The sequence below is a fragment of the Bacillus cereus group sp. N21 genome (assembly GCF_016483395.1).
In the GTDB taxonomy this organism is placed as follows: Bacteria; Bacillota; Bacilli; order Bacillales; family Bacillaceae_G; genus Bacillus_A; species Bacillus_A pseudomycoides.
In genome coordinates, this window is sequence record NZ_JAEHBX010000096.1 from 1 (window position 1) to 13,688 (window position 13,688).

Genomic DNA, 13,688 nt, shown 5'->3' on the forward strand with positions numbered 1-13,688 from the left:
CCAAACTATAGAAGATCTAGCTAAAAAAGTAGCTTAGATTTAACTTTTTTGTGTCCAAAATATTGACTCAAATCCAATACTCATACATCAGATTTAAAAATGTAACTAGTTAAAAAAATCTTAGTTAATTAGAGGTGAAAGATATGGTGGAAGAGAGAAGAAGTGTTACAGGATATGAAGAACAATACGATGTTACCCGATCTGGTAGAATTATAATAAAAAAAAATAACCAAGTTCGTCATAAAAAAGGAGATGAATATGGGTATAAGTATGTTCATCTACATAAGAAGGGTACTAGGGAACTCTGTAAAACATTTGATGTATGGCGAGAGGCGTTCCATGATGCGGACATAAGTGAATATAAAGGTATAAAATAGGATTCTAAAAAATAAAAAGAACCAAAATGGTTCTTTTTGTGTTTTTTGAAATAGAAATTATACTGCTTGTACATTAATATTTTAAAGGGGGGAATTTAGTTATGGAGCAGGTAATAGCAGAGTTTTTTTCTCCAAGTAAAAAATATAAAGTTCAAATAATAAAGCGAAAAGATGACTTATATACAACGGAAGTCTATCGGTGGATGGAGGATTGTAGATATGAGTTTCGTAGTTTTTATTGGTTAATAAGATCATTTCCGAATAGAGGAAATGAGATATTAAGTATGAGAAGGGGTCTTCTTCTATGCTTCTTCAAGGCTGTATGATTTCGAATGAATTACCACAGATAAAAGAGATACTTACTCTCCAGATGGAAGAATGGAGGACGTTTACTACACATTTTATTCAAGAAATGAAAAATGAAGGTATTGTCGGAAGTTCATTGGATGCCAGAACTTTAGCAACAGCAGGAATGGCTCTTTTTAATGGATTTAATTTGCAACATTTTGTAGACAATCGAATTCAAATACAGGACATGCCAAGTGTTTTTGTTGAATTACTCCAAATCCAAGAACCTAATAAAAAAGATGAATAAGAGTATGATGGTTTATGAATACTCTATACATATAAGGTTAACATAACGTTTCATTATCGGTAGCAAGGACAAGGGGGAATCCTTGTTTTGATTCGGTTCTTTCTTCTTTTTGATGTACAATCGATATGCAAGATTTTATACATGATTGATATAGCGGGGATTCTAGGGATCCTCGTTATTTTCTTTTTCTTCTTTTTTGCATAAAATCTTGTATAAATTATTAAGGTGGTAGATAGGTGTAATAAATAATAAAAAGTGAGCGTGCACTCCAAGATCAATTGCAACGAGCAAGTGCATTAAGTATTCTCATTAATGCCATCATTATATGGAATACCACATATTTAAGTAAAGCTGTAGAAATGTTAAATAGTACGTATGGATTTAATGAAGAACTATTAAAACATATCTCACCACTAGGGTGGGAACATATTAATTTTTTAGGTGAGTATCGATTCGATACGAAAGATACTACAACATTAGAAGCTCTTCGTCCCTTACAACAAGTCTAAAAATAAAAGCTGGATTTTTCTTAGAGTAGAAAATCCGGCTATTTTTATGTCGAAATTTGCTTAGTGTATATTTTCGTTAAAATGTGGGTGGTACCCCATCGCCATCAAGCTAAGCGTTCTAAGAGTTTATATAGTAGTGTATTCTCTTTGATTTTTGATGACTACATAAAAAATGTGCATGACAAATAAACCTACTGAATAGGATTTTTAAAAAAATTATGCACATTTTCGTTTTTGTGACATCGTACATTCATAGACAACACCTAAGATATCAAAGACTGTTTTCTTCTCATACCTATGGGATTTTTGTCCACTTTTCTCCAAAAGGCAAAAAAAAACGTAGAAAAATTTTTGATAATTCTTGGGTGCCTTTTTGTAATCCTTCATAAAACAACTGATAATAATTTTTTATCATATAAATGGCTTTGTACTCACTTAATTCCTTCTTTTTCTTATCCAAGAGTAACTGACGCATTTTAAACATGGTAGATGTACAGAGTAAAATACTAATGAGTTGTCCATATAAATGGCACTCTAAGCGTTCTTTCTTGATTTCTTTACATTTGTCAATTTGAAAGAAAGATTTCCATGTTTTAAATAAAATTTCAATTTGCCAACGTAATGAATATAAGTCATGGATATGTTCCGTTGGAACGTTTTCTGCAGAAAGGTTCGTAATATACACGTTGATTCCACTTAACCGTTTACTACGTTCCTTATAGGTAATCCCTTTCTTTTTTTCTCTTTTGGCTTGTTCTATCAACCTTTTCTCAATGGAATTCTCTAATTAAATAACAATAATAAACGCAGAGAAGGGATAGCTTAATCGCTATCCCTTCATCTTAATTTCACTATCTAATCCCATTGGTTGAAGAAAGTTGTTGTCTGTTTTTATTGAGTGCCTTCATCGCTTTTGTACTCCAAAATATCACCTGGTTGACAATCCAAAGTCTTACATATCGCTTCTAATGTTGAAAAACGAACCGCTTTTGCTTTCCCATTTTTCAGAATGGAAAGATTCGCCATCGTAATCCCAACCCTCTCCGAAAGCTCCGTTACGCTCATTTTTCGTTTTGCTAACATCACATCAATATTAATAATAATTGCCATATCCTCCACCTCAGACCGTTAAATCATTTTCTGATTTTATATTAATAGCTTCTTGTAAAAGTCTTTGGAGAACAGCAGCAAAAACGGCGATCACCATAGAGGCGAAAATAATGACCAATCCGATTGGTATGATACTTGGAGGGTCAACTCTTTCCGCTATGAGATAGTAGAGTGGCATACCTAGCAAGTACAAGGTACTGATCGTGATGGCACAGTATTTTATATTCTTTAAAGCCTTTACCGATAATTCCGAGAACGCTTGGTTCTTATCAATATAGCTTAAAAGTTTAAAAGCTTGATACAGAGCAAAGTAAAAAGGTATCGCTGCCGCGTACATATCGATTAAAACGAGAGATTTCATATAAGCAATATCTGGATACAATTCTCCAGCAAAATTCCCGAACTTAGGTACCAAAAATATGCACAATGCAAGAACTGGGATTTCTATAAAAATAACAGCTAGCTTTAAAAAGAGTGTCGTAACTTGTTTCATAAAAAGCACCTCGCTTATTTAATGACAACATGATTTTATCATGTGATTTATCGTTTTACAATAAATTCATATTGTTTTTTATTATATTATTATTGTTATTGAAATGTCCTTTTAATTTTGACAAAAATAAAAAGCATTTCTCATTACAAAGAAATGCTCTTACTTTAAAATGTTAAATTTACAACTTGTTCAACAAAACTTCCAAATAGTTTAATAAAGTAAATCAACAACGAAAGATAACAGAACCTTGAAATAAAAAAGCTTCATGTGTTAAAAGAAATTAATAACTTATCAAACAAAAAAGTGAGATGAAATTTGTGTTTTGGGGTATTTGCTTTTCTTAGCTTGATGGTGATGTGGCGAGACCCCAATATGTAAAATAACTTAATAATCTATCAAAAGAATTGATCTCGGCATATGGTTTTATTTCGGTATCATTCTTGATCATATAAGGATTGAACCATATGCCCTTTATATTCGCATTTTGACAGCCACCAATATCTTTTTCTATGTCATCTCCAACGAATAATGCTGCTTCCGGTTGCACATTAAGCTTATTTAATGCTAATTCAAATATACGGTTGTCAGGTTTACTAAATCCCACTTCTTCAGAAATAATTATTATATCAAAACAACTATTTAAATTAGTGTTAATTATTTTAGCCTTTTGTCTCTGAGTTGAGCCATTTGTTATAATTGCAACTTTAACATGCATCTTTATAGTATTTATGATATTTATAGTATTTATGATATTTATAGTATTTTGGTTTATAGAAAAACAATGAGGAAAATTATTATTCCAAAAATCTTGAATGTAATTCCGTGGCAATCTATATTTTGGTGGGAATTCATCAAAAAATGATTCCAAAACTTTTACTTTGTCACTGTAGCCATAGCTTCTTTTATCATATTCCTTGAATTTCTGCAACATTTCGTTTTTTACTGAATGTTGTTTAACATCCCCATAGCACTTCTCTAAAATAATTGAAAACAAGTTATCTACTGCCTTATCCCTATCAAGTAAGGTATCATCTAAATCAAATAGCATTGCTTTATAACCCCTCAAACAACTTCACAGCCTTTCTCACATTATATAAATAATCCCTAGTGTTATGGTGACGAATCACTTTAAGGATGATTTTTCCATATATTTTTGATAGATCGAACTAGCCACCACTGTATCTAAAAAAGCTACCCCAACTGATTTAAATAGAGTAATTTCATCAGAGTTTGAACGTCCTTGTTTATGTCCTAAAATAATATCCCCGAGCTCACTATATACATTTGAAAAATCCCATTCATTTTTTTCGCTTGCAATCAAGAAATCACCAGCTTCATGCTGTACACCTTCTAATGTATCTACAATAATTTTATCGCTGAGCTGTAATGTAGTGAAATCGAGTTCTTGCATATGAGGTTGGTAAGAACCGATTCCATTAATATGAGTACCAGGTTTAATGTATTTTCCATCAAACACAGGAGTAGTGGAGGTGGTACTACAAATGACAATATCAGCCATTGCAACAGCTTCGTCAGCTGATTCCATAATTTCAATGGATCCTTTCCAATTTGGATATAAGGAGAGTAACTGATTTTTAAATTCAAATGCTTTTTGCATTGTACGGTTTACAAGGAGAATACGAGTTAGAGAACGAACTTCCATAACAGCTTGTATTTGCCCGAGTGCTTGAGCGCCGCATCCGATGACAACGCAGATGCTAGCATCTTGACGAGCGAAATGATTTGTCGCAATACCACTCATTGCTCCTGTGCGAAGTGTTGTTAAATAGGAAGCTTCAATTGTCGCGACATGATCTCCAGTATTTGTTTCTGTTAAAACGATTAAGCTTTGTAGTGCTTTTTTCCCTTTTTGCGTATTTTGAGGGAAGATACTAACGATTTTCGTAGATGCAAATTCAATTGGAGCTACATAAGAGGGCATATAAAGGGAGTTTGCCTCTTCTTGAGAGTGTTGTATATTTAGCCTTACAGGTGTTGTAATCTCATTGTTCATATAGTACTGGAATGCCTTTTCGACGTCTTGCAAGCAATCTTTCATTTTATAAGTTTCTTGTACCATTTCTTCTGTAATATGAATCATTTCAATTATCCTCCTTTTAATAGAAAAGGGGGAGTTGAAAATCCCCCAATTGACTAGGCTTGTATATCTTGCTTTTGTACATTTTCTGCAATTTGCTTTGTTGAAACGGCAGTGATAGCGATTAAAGAAATGCAGCAAGTAAGTACAATATATAAAGCTACCGGAACCCAAGAATTGTTATACACATTCATTAAATAAGCAGCAATCATCGGTGCTGTCCCACCAGCTAATGCAGCTCCTAATTGATAACCTAGCGTAACGCCAGTATAGCGTACTTGAGTGGAGAAAATTTCAGAGAATAATGTACCTAATACGGCGGTTACAGGTGCCCATAAAATACCTAAACCGATAACAGTTGCGAGAATGATAGAGAAAGTTGTTCCTTGGTTTAGTATTAAGAAATAGGGAAAAGCATATAAGAGAATTGCAATCGTGCCCCATATGTACATTTTCTTTCTTCCAATTGAATCTGAAAGTTTTCCCATAATCGGAATCATAATAGTAGTAATGAGCATAGCGATTGTAACTGCGTTTAAGACAGTTGTATTTGGTAGTTTTAGCTGCGATGTCCCATAAGAAACAATGAATGTCGAGAAAATATAGAAGGGACCTGTTTCCGCTACCTTTGCTCCTGTAGCGATAAGTACAGATTTCCAATGATGACGTAAAGTGTCAGCAATAGGTAGTTTTGAAATATTTCCGCTTTCTTTTGCTTTTTTGAAATCTGGTGTTTCATCTAATCTGTTTCGAATCCATAACCCTATGAATACCAATACGGCACTTAAAATAAATGGAACTCGCCATCCCCACGTTACAAAATTATCACCAGAAATCATTGTCATGAAAGAGATCGCAGCAGTTCCGAGTAACATTCCAATTGTTACACCTGTTTGAGGGATGCTACCAAAAAGTCCTTTTTTTTCCCTCGGTGCATATTCTACGGCTAATAGTAAAGCACCACCCCATTCGCCGCCAATTCCTAATCCTTGAATAATTCTTAGTAATATTAAAAGAATAGGAGCTAGTATACCGATAGTTTCGTATGAAGGAAGCAAACCAATGCATACTGTCGCCCCTCCCATCAGAGATAGGGTTAACACAAGTGTCTTTTTTCTTCCGATTTTGTCACCGATATGACTAAAGATAATCCCTCCAAGTGGACGGATAAAAAATGGAATACCAAAAGAAAGATAAGAAAGCATGAGTGCGACAAGGGGATCTTCGTTTACAAAAAACAATTTGTTAAATACAAGTGCGGCAGCAGCTCCATATAAGAAGAAATCAAACCATTCGATAGAACTACCAATTAAACTAGCTATGAGTGCTTTTTTCTGGACAGAGTTTTGTTGATTCATCAGTTCACCTCTTTTGTTTTTAATATTCTAATTATTAAAAATATTTTATATAAAATGTTTTTATATGTCAAAGTTTTAGGACGTGGAGGAAGTATTGTTATAAATAGCAAATATTATAAAGTGATGTTTTTCATTAGAATGGAAGGGGTCTATGTAATAGTAGATATTTGTATTTACCTAATAATTAGAAGTGTAGATAAAATGGGGAATAATAGGATGAGAGGAAGAGAGAAATGAAAGTAAGACACCTTCAAGACGAAGATTATGTAACGATTCATTCCGTGCTTAATGAGTGGTGGGGCGGGAGAAATATGGCTGATATGTTGCCGAAACTTTTTTCGTTCATTTCCGAGAAACAAGTTTTATTATCGAGCAGGATGGGGAGATTACAGGATTTTTATGTGGATTTTTCTCACAAACATATACCGATGAAGCATATGTTCATTTTATTGGAGTAAATCCAAAGCATCGAAGAAAGGGCATAGCTTCTACATTATACTCTTATTTTTTCGATGCAGCTCGCGCAAATAATCGTCATATTGTAAAAGCGGTAACTTCTCCGGTAAATAAAAAATCAATTCAATTCCATCAAGAAATTGGATTTGAAATTGAAATAGGTGATGGGGAAGTAGATGGAGTATCTGTACATACAAATTATGATGGGGATGGAGGGAGCAGGGTATTATTTGTGAAGAAGATGTAGAAAACGATAGGCTATGTAAAGGAGGAGTATTATGAAAACTTTCATTTACATGGTGAGACATGGCGAATCACCAAAAACAGAAGAAAATGAAAGAACAAGAGGGTTAACTGAAAAAGGGAAATTAGATACTTATCGAATAACTGATATATTACAAGGGAAAGGTATTGAGGTTTTTGTTTCAAGCCCATACCACCGATCCATCCTAACTATTCAGGAGTTAGCTAAACGTTTAGGGCAAGAAGTTTTAGTATTTGAAGATCTAAAAGAGAAGGTTTTTTCTGCTGAAGACAAGCGAATATCTGATAAGAAATTATTACCTTTGTTAAAAAAATCATTTTCTGATCCAAACTTCGCTTTAAAGGGAGGAGAGTCTAATGCAGTTTGTCAGAACCGAGCTATAAAAGTTTTAAAAGAATTATTAAAGACTTATCGGGGCCAGAAAGTAGTATTAGGCACTCATGGAGCTGTTATGACTTTGATGATGGGATATTATGACAATCAGTACGATTTGAACTTTTTACTACATACATCAAAACCGGATATATACAGAATGGAATTTCATGATCAGGAATTGGTGGAAGTTAATAGGTTGTGGAAATGTTAATAGAAGTGTTTATTTACCCTACTATCTAAAAGCGTGGTTTGGAAAAAGGATATTTGTATAATGGAATTCTCTTGAAACTATTACTACACCTATTCGCAAACATAGTTACATTTATAAATTTTAGAGGTCAAAAATGTTAGCAATTTCATTAATTTTCATGGCTTTGGGAATTGAAGAAAAGCAACAACATTTTTTATAGAGCATAATAAGTAAGCACCTTTTTTTCATCACCCCCATAACTTTTTAACCAGGAAAATCGTTATATAAAATGAATACTAATTTTATAAGTTATGCAAATGAATGGGGGAAAATTATGAAGGTCCTTATATTAGGAGGTACTCGTTTTTTAGGAAGAGCTTTAGTAGAAGAAGCATTGAAAAGAGGGCATGAAGTCACCTTATTTAATCGTGGCACGAATAAAGATGTATTTCCTGAAGTAGAGCAGTTAATAGGCGATAGAGACAGTGGTGTATCATGTTTAGCAAATCGAAAATGGGATGTTGTAATGGACACATGTGGATTTTCTCCTCATCAAATTAAAAAAATCGCTGCTGTACTTGGAGATAACATCGAACATTATACATTTATATCAAGTATCTCTACTTACAAAGATTGGATTCCACTTCATATTAAGGAAGGCTATCGTGTACAGCCTATGCCGCCTAGCGATAAGTTGAAAGCGGTTGAGGATGGGGAAATATCTCCTTACGAGTATTATGGGGCACTTAAAGTTTTATGCGAGGAAGAAGCAGAAAAATATTGGCCGGGGCGTGTTTTGCATATAAGAGCAGGGCTTCTTGTTGGGCCATTTGACTATTCCGATCGACTCCCATACTGGATTCAGCGTGTAGCACAGGGTGGGAAAATAATGGTGCCAGGGCGTTCAGACCGTCCTGTTCAACTGATTGACGTGAAAGATGTGGCAACCTGGGCATTCGATATGGCAGAAACCAGAAAAGTAGGCAAGTTTAATGTGACAGGGCCGAATAATGGATTGACGATAGAAGAACTATTAAATACTTGTAAAGCAGTAACAAATAGCGATGCTGAATTTGTATGGGCAGAAGAACAATTTTTAATTGAGAATAAAGTAAAGCCATGGACGGAGTTGCCTTTATGGATTCCTGAAAATTTCCCATTAGAAGGAGAGACAGAACCGTGGAAAGGTAGTTTTTTCATCAGTATAGAAAAAGCTGTTAACGCTGGTCTCTCTTTTAGACCTATTGAAGATACTATTTGTGATGTGTATCTATGGGAGAAATCGAGGCAGGATACAGAACGAAAAGCAGGTATATCAAGAGAAAGAGAGGCCGAATTGCTAGAGGTTTGGTTTCAGAAGGAGATATTATGATGAGAGTATATACTCATCAAGCAGAGAAAAAATTTTGCAAGGAAATAGATTCTGCTAAATTGGAAATCCAAAAGATCTGATATGATTGTGTAATAAAATTTAGATTTCAAAAAAATATTCTTGCCCCGTCTTAAATTTAGACGGGGTTATATGCGTTTGGGACTTTGAAATTTTGTGCGCACGCTCCTATTTTTAGAAAAAATAATATTTTCAAAATATATACTTGAATGAAGTATATATTTTTGTTAAATTTATCCTATGGATAGAACAAGTTTAATTAAAGGTCATTTAGAGATGTGTGTGTTATCTATTTTGTCAAAGGGTAAAAGTTATGGATATGAAATTATGAAGGAGTTAGAAAAACACAATTTAAAACTGAAAGGAGTAGGAAGCATTTATCCCATTTTGACTAAGCTCAAAGATCAAGAATGGGTTCACACTTATCGTGAAATGACAGAAAGTGGTAAGGTTAGAGTTTATTATGAAATTAATGAAAAAGGGGAAATGTATCTTCAGAAAAAAATCAACGAGTGGTTGGAGTTACAACAGGATATAAAATCCCTACTGCAAAGTGGTTTGAAAGGAGAACATTTAGAATGAAAATGAAATTGAGCAAGGAGGAAACACAATTTTTAAACGAAATTCTCGAGGAGTTAAAACAATACCAAATAAGTTCAAAGAACAGAAAAATCATTAAACAGCAGCTTTTAGAACATATTCAAGAATGTCGTGAACATGGCCAAGATAGTCTAAATGATTTAGGAGATACAACAACATTTATCAAAGATTTTTTAGAAATGAATGAAGTAGATCTTCATTCTGAAATAAAACAGATACGAAACTCAAAAAATAGAACAGGCATTTTATTTGTGATTGGACTCCTTACTTCAATTGTTACCTATCTCACTTCACAACTCTTACTATCTATGTTTTTAACCGAATCATTTAACCCACTACATACTAATAATTCGTTTGACTATAATATTTTGTATCAGATAGCAGATAATTCTTGGTGGAATTCTCTGTTAATGATTACCAGCGTTTCTATTTCCATACTAATTTCCACGCTGATAGTGTTTTATATAAGAAAAGTAAATATAAGCAGGTGAATGTTAATATGAAAATACTAAAATTCATGGTCATTTTTATATGCTTATTATGGAATGTGGTGATTTTATTTCTACCAGCCTCGAAAGTTTCCGCAGAAAAAGATATTAAGAATACGATAGATAACTACGTAGAAACCTTTTTAAAAGAACATCGAATTCCAGGAGCCTCGATTGCTATCGTTCATGAAAATGATTTATTCTATTCTAAAGCATGGGGTGTAACGGGAGAAACTGAGGAAAAAGTAACGACTGAAACTCCCTTTACTATAGGATCGATAAGTAAATCATTAACAGGTTTAGCCGTAATGAAATTAATTGAAAAAGATACCGTTCATTTAGAAGATCCAGTCAAAAAATATATTCCGTGGTTTACACTTAAAGATAAAGAAGCAACATCAAAAATAACAATTAAACATTTGCTTACTCATTCAAGTGGAATTAGTACTTATTCTGGTTTAGCAATATCAGACAAAGAATCTGACGGGCTCAACGCTATAAAAGATAATGTGGAAAGTCTATCAAATGTTGCGCTTACCGCTTCACCTGGAGAAAAACATCAATATAGTGATGCGAATTTCTTAATTCTCGGTGCTCTCATTGAAGAGGTTACCAATCAAACGTATTCTGACTACATGAAGCAGGAGATTTTTTTACCATTAGGTATGAAGAATGCAGCAGCTGATAATGATACTGCATATAAAAAAGGATATCTTGCTGGTTATCAGTCATGGTTTGGGATTCCTATAAAAAGTTCGGTAACATATGATAATGGGGGAGCACCGTATGGGTACATAACAGCAAGTGCAGAAGATATGATTCAATACATTAAATTCCTTAGCCGACAAGAGAATGACAATTTTTTAACTGAAAACACTATGAATCTTTATATATCACCGCATGTTCAAACGGGTGAAACCCGCTACTACGGCTTAGGGGTAAGAATCACAAATCCAGATTCTGAGGAGAAAATGATATGGCATTCAGGCTCAACCCCTGATTCACATGCAGAAATGTTTTTTATACCGAAAACGGGTTGGGGCGGTGTGATTCTTACCAACAAAAATCATATTTTGGAAGAAGAGGCACTTTCCTATTTGAAGCAAGGTATTATAAATGTAATAAATGGAAATGAACCAGTTGATATACCTTCAAATACTCCTATTGTTCAATTGGTTACACTAGGGACAATATGCTTACTTTTTGTAATGCTCGTTTATTTGTTGATAAAGATGAAATCAAAAAAAATTCGTAAAAGAAGCGTATGGTGCATTTTTGGTATTATTTTCTTAGTGCTATCTATCGCTACAATTCCGGTACTCATTTATAGTACGGATTCTCCATGGCATGCGATTTATGTGTTTTCTCCAGATTTAGCTTATTTATCAATTGGAGTAGTTATCCTGTTTGCGCTTAATGGATTGTTTTCTATTATCATCGCTTATAAGCAAAGTTTGCAAGTAAAATATTTTAGTAGTTAAATCTAATAATCATATAAAGGTGGTACATAACAATGGATCTTACATTCAAATTAGAGAAAACTTGTTTCAACTATCGAGTCGGCGCAATATGTAAACATAATAATAAAATGTTAATGATTCAAAATGAAGGGGAAGATTTCTGGTATATACCAGGTGGACGAGTGCAGATGCTAGAAAGCAGTGAATCGGCAGTGAGAAGAGAACTTAGGGAAGAACTAGGAGTAGATGTTGATGTGAAGAGACTGCTATGGACGGCTGAAAATTTCTTTACATATGATACGCATCAGTTCCATGAAATTAGTTTCTATTATGAAGTGAACTTACTTGAGCTGCCTGCAAAGGGAGAGGATTCTTTTATTCTTGAAGAAGACGGCAGAAGGTATATGTTTCAATGGGTGCCATTAGAGCGAATAAGTGAATATAATTTGAAACCAGTTTTTTTGAAGGATAAAGTGCATGATTTACCTATTCATATGGAACATATTGTTAGGAGTGAATAAGAAGAGATAGGAAGACAGGAATTGGGACTTTACTTATAACTAATAGGAGGTTTACGGAGGGAATAACTAGAAAAGTATAAGCTTACAAAGTCTGTATGAAAATGGTATTCCTAAATATGGAATTATAGTATGATAGAAGAGAAACATGAGGAAATGAGGGGAACAGCTATGATTACATTGCAACAAAAGCTGGAGCAATACACACATATATATGCACAGTTAAAAGGGGAATTAAAATGGAAAACTAGTGATTCTCGGACAGGGATGATGATTGCCGCTATGTATGCAGGCAGTGATAAGTCGTTTCATTTTGGGCGTTTTTTAGAAATCAGTAATTATATTAAGGATCAGGTAGGGATGTTTTCCTATTTAAAGTCCTATCATCGCTTTGTGGTTGCCGCAACATTAGATATTCACTTTACACATTACAAAGAAGCGTTTCAGAAGTTTCTAGACTTATATGAACGATTAGTCGCTGGTGGTTTTAGCCGGAGTATATTTACTTATTTGGCAGCAGCTGCGCTTTTACCAGAAGAAACTGGGCAGCATGACGTACGCATTCAGCGGTCAATGCAAGTATATAAGCGCATGAAAGAGGATCACTTCTTTCTTACAAGTACAGATGATTACCCGCTCGCTGTTTTACTAGCAGGACAATCAGAGAAAGTAGAGACGCTTATGGATCGAGTGGAACGTCTCTATCAGAAGCTGGCGGCAGCTGGTATGTACAAAGGGAATAATCTTCAATTTTTAAGTCATATTCTTTCTCTAAAGAAGGATGTCAGTGAAGATATTCTAGTAGCACAGTGCACAAACATATGGAATCTGCTAAAACGAGAAAAGGTAAAAGTAAAACAAATGCATTATCCAGCTATCGGGCTGCTAGCATTGCTTGAGGATGGAGAGAAAGAGGTCCATTCTGTTCGAGCATTCATTGAGAAATTGCAAGGAGAAAAGCTATTCCGCTGGCATACGGATACCAATATTTTGATTGCGATTCAGCTATTCGTAAGTCAGAAAGGTGCGGAAAGTCAAGCTGCCAACACAGGTTTACAAACAATGATAGAGGTCCTTATACAGGCGCAGCAGGCAGCTATGATCGCAGCAATTACAGCTTCCTCCGCAGCGACTTCTGCTAGCAGTAGTTCATAAAGGGTTACATACATCATACTTAGCTAAGAAGTCGATTGTCTGTTGACAATCGACTTCTTAGTCTATGCTAAATTAATAAGGTAATCGTCAAAGTGTGTCCTGAAGGATTTCTTGCACGAAAAGGAGTGAAAAAAATGCGAGAAATTCATGCTTTGTAAGAGATGAGGGAAGGCCCCTCGAAATCGGTATTCAGGTACAGGTTTCAAACCACCTTTGGGTGCTGCAATCAAAAGTTGTGGTACTGAGCGCAA

The 13,688-nt window shown here is 34.4% G+C and carries 14 protein-coding genes and 3 pseudogenes; 11 read left to right on the forward strand and 6 right to left on the reverse strand.

From position 1 onward, the window contains the following. Window positions 1-143 precede the first annotated feature (143 nt). The 3 genes and pseudogenes from JDS96_RS27705 to JDS96_RS27715 form a co-directional block, all read left to right on the forward strand. Entirely contained in the window at window positions 144-377 is a 234-nt protein-coding gene (locus JDS96_RS27705; RefSeq protein WP_206777239.1) for a 3-ketosteroid-delta-1-dehydrogenase, read from the forward strand. A 304-nt stretch (window positions 378-681) separates the two neighbouring features. Then, complete coding sequence (locus JDS96_RS27710) at window positions 682-972, forward strand: hypothetical protein (RefSeq protein WP_018768208.1); 291 nt, start codon at window positions 682-684, stop codon at window positions 970-972. A gap of 257 nt (window positions 973-1,229) precedes the next feature. Beyond that, window positions 1,230-1,481 (forward strand): annotated as a pseudogene (locus tag JDS96_RS27715) (Tn3 family transposase); the annotation flags it as partial. 216 nt (window positions 1,482-1,697) lie between these two features. Here JDS96_RS27715 and JDS96_RS27720 read toward each other — a convergent pair. The 6 genes and pseudogenes from JDS96_RS27720 to JDS96_RS27745 all read right to left on the reverse strand — a co-directional run. Beyond that, window positions 1,698-2,253, reverse strand: a pseudogene (locus tag JDS96_RS27720) (transposase); the annotation flags it as partial. 119 nt (window positions 2,254-2,372) lie between these two features. Next, entirely contained in the window at window positions 2,373-2,591 is a 219-nt protein-coding gene (locus tag JDS96_RS27725) for a helix-turn-helix domain-containing protein (RefSeq protein ID WP_018765802.1), read from the reverse strand. A gap of 10 nt (window positions 2,592-2,601) precedes the next feature. Next, entirely contained in the window at window positions 2,602-3,084 is a 483-nt protein-coding gene (locus JDS96_RS27730; RefSeq protein WP_199668719.1) for a DUF2975 domain-containing protein, read from the reverse strand. Between the two features lie 340 nt (window positions 3,085-3,424). Beyond that, entirely contained in the window at window positions 3,425-4,132 is a 708-nt protein-coding gene (locus JDS96_RS27735) for an HAD family hydrolase (RefSeq protein WP_199668721.1), read from the reverse strand. Between the two features lie 75 nt (window positions 4,133-4,207). After that, window positions 4,208-5,185: an ornithine cyclodeaminase family protein gene (locus JDS96_RS27740; protein ID WP_199668722.1), complete on the reverse strand. Its 978-nt coding sequence runs from the start codon at window positions 5,183-5,185 to the stop codon at window positions 4,208-4,210. 53 nt (window positions 5,186-5,238) lie between these two features. Then, entirely contained in the window at window positions 5,239-6,540 is a 1,302-nt protein-coding gene (locus tag JDS96_RS27745; RefSeq protein WP_199668724.1) for an MFS transporter, read from the reverse strand. A gap of 233 nt (window positions 6,541-6,773) precedes the next feature. Here JDS96_RS27745 and JDS96_RS27750 point away from each other — a divergent pair. The 8 genes and pseudogenes from JDS96_RS27750 (at window position 6,774) to JDS96_RS27785 (ending at window position 13,437) form a co-directional block, all read left to right on the forward strand. After that, a pseudogene (locus JDS96_RS27750) lies at window positions 6,774-7,243 on the forward strand (GNAT family N-acetyltransferase). A gap of 31 nt (window positions 7,244-7,274) precedes the next feature. Next, entirely contained in the window at window positions 7,275-7,847 is a 573-nt protein-coding gene (locus JDS96_RS27755; RefSeq protein ID WP_199668726.1) for a histidine phosphatase family protein, read from the forward strand. Window positions 7,848-8,160: 313 nt separating this feature from the next. Beyond that, the gene (locus JDS96_RS27760) at window positions 8,161-9,198 is read left to right on the forward strand and encodes an SDR family oxidoreductase (protein WP_199668728.1); all 1,038 of its coding nucleotides are present in this window, start codon (window positions 8,161-8,163) and stop codon (window positions 9,196-9,198) included. 258 nt (window positions 9,199-9,456) lie between these two features. Beyond that, the gene (locus JDS96_RS27765; RefSeq protein WP_199668730.1) at window positions 9,457-9,798 is read left to right on the forward strand and encodes a PadR family transcriptional regulator; all 342 of its coding nucleotides are present in this window, start codon (window positions 9,457-9,459) and stop codon (window positions 9,796-9,798) included. Beyond that, on the forward strand, window positions 9,795-10,307 hold the full coding sequence (locus JDS96_RS27770) for a hypothetical protein (RefSeq protein ID WP_199668732.1): 513 nt from the start codon (window positions 9,795-9,797) through the stop codon (window positions 10,305-10,307). Before JDS96_RS27765 ends, JDS96_RS27770 begins: the two co-directional genes overlap by 4 nt. Before the next feature lie 8 nt (window positions 10,308-10,315). After that, window positions 10,316-11,785, forward strand: a complete 1,470-nt coding sequence (locus tag JDS96_RS27775; RefSeq protein WP_199668734.1) for a serine hydrolase domain-containing protein — start codon at window positions 10,316-10,318, stop codon at window positions 11,783-11,785. Between the two features lie 32 nt (window positions 11,786-11,817). Further along, on the forward strand, window positions 11,818-12,285 hold the full coding sequence (locus tag JDS96_RS27780) for an NUDIX hydrolase (RefSeq protein WP_199668736.1): 468 nt from the start codon (window positions 11,818-11,820) through the stop codon (window positions 12,283-12,285). A gap of 168 nt (window positions 12,286-12,453) precedes the next feature. Further along, the gene (locus JDS96_RS27785; RefSeq protein WP_199668738.1) at window positions 12,454-13,437 is read left to right on the forward strand and encodes a DUF4003 domain-containing protein; all 984 of its coding nucleotides are present in this window, start codon (window positions 12,454-12,456) and stop codon (window positions 13,435-13,437) included. The last annotated feature ends 251 nt before the right edge of the window (window positions 13,438-13,688 follow it).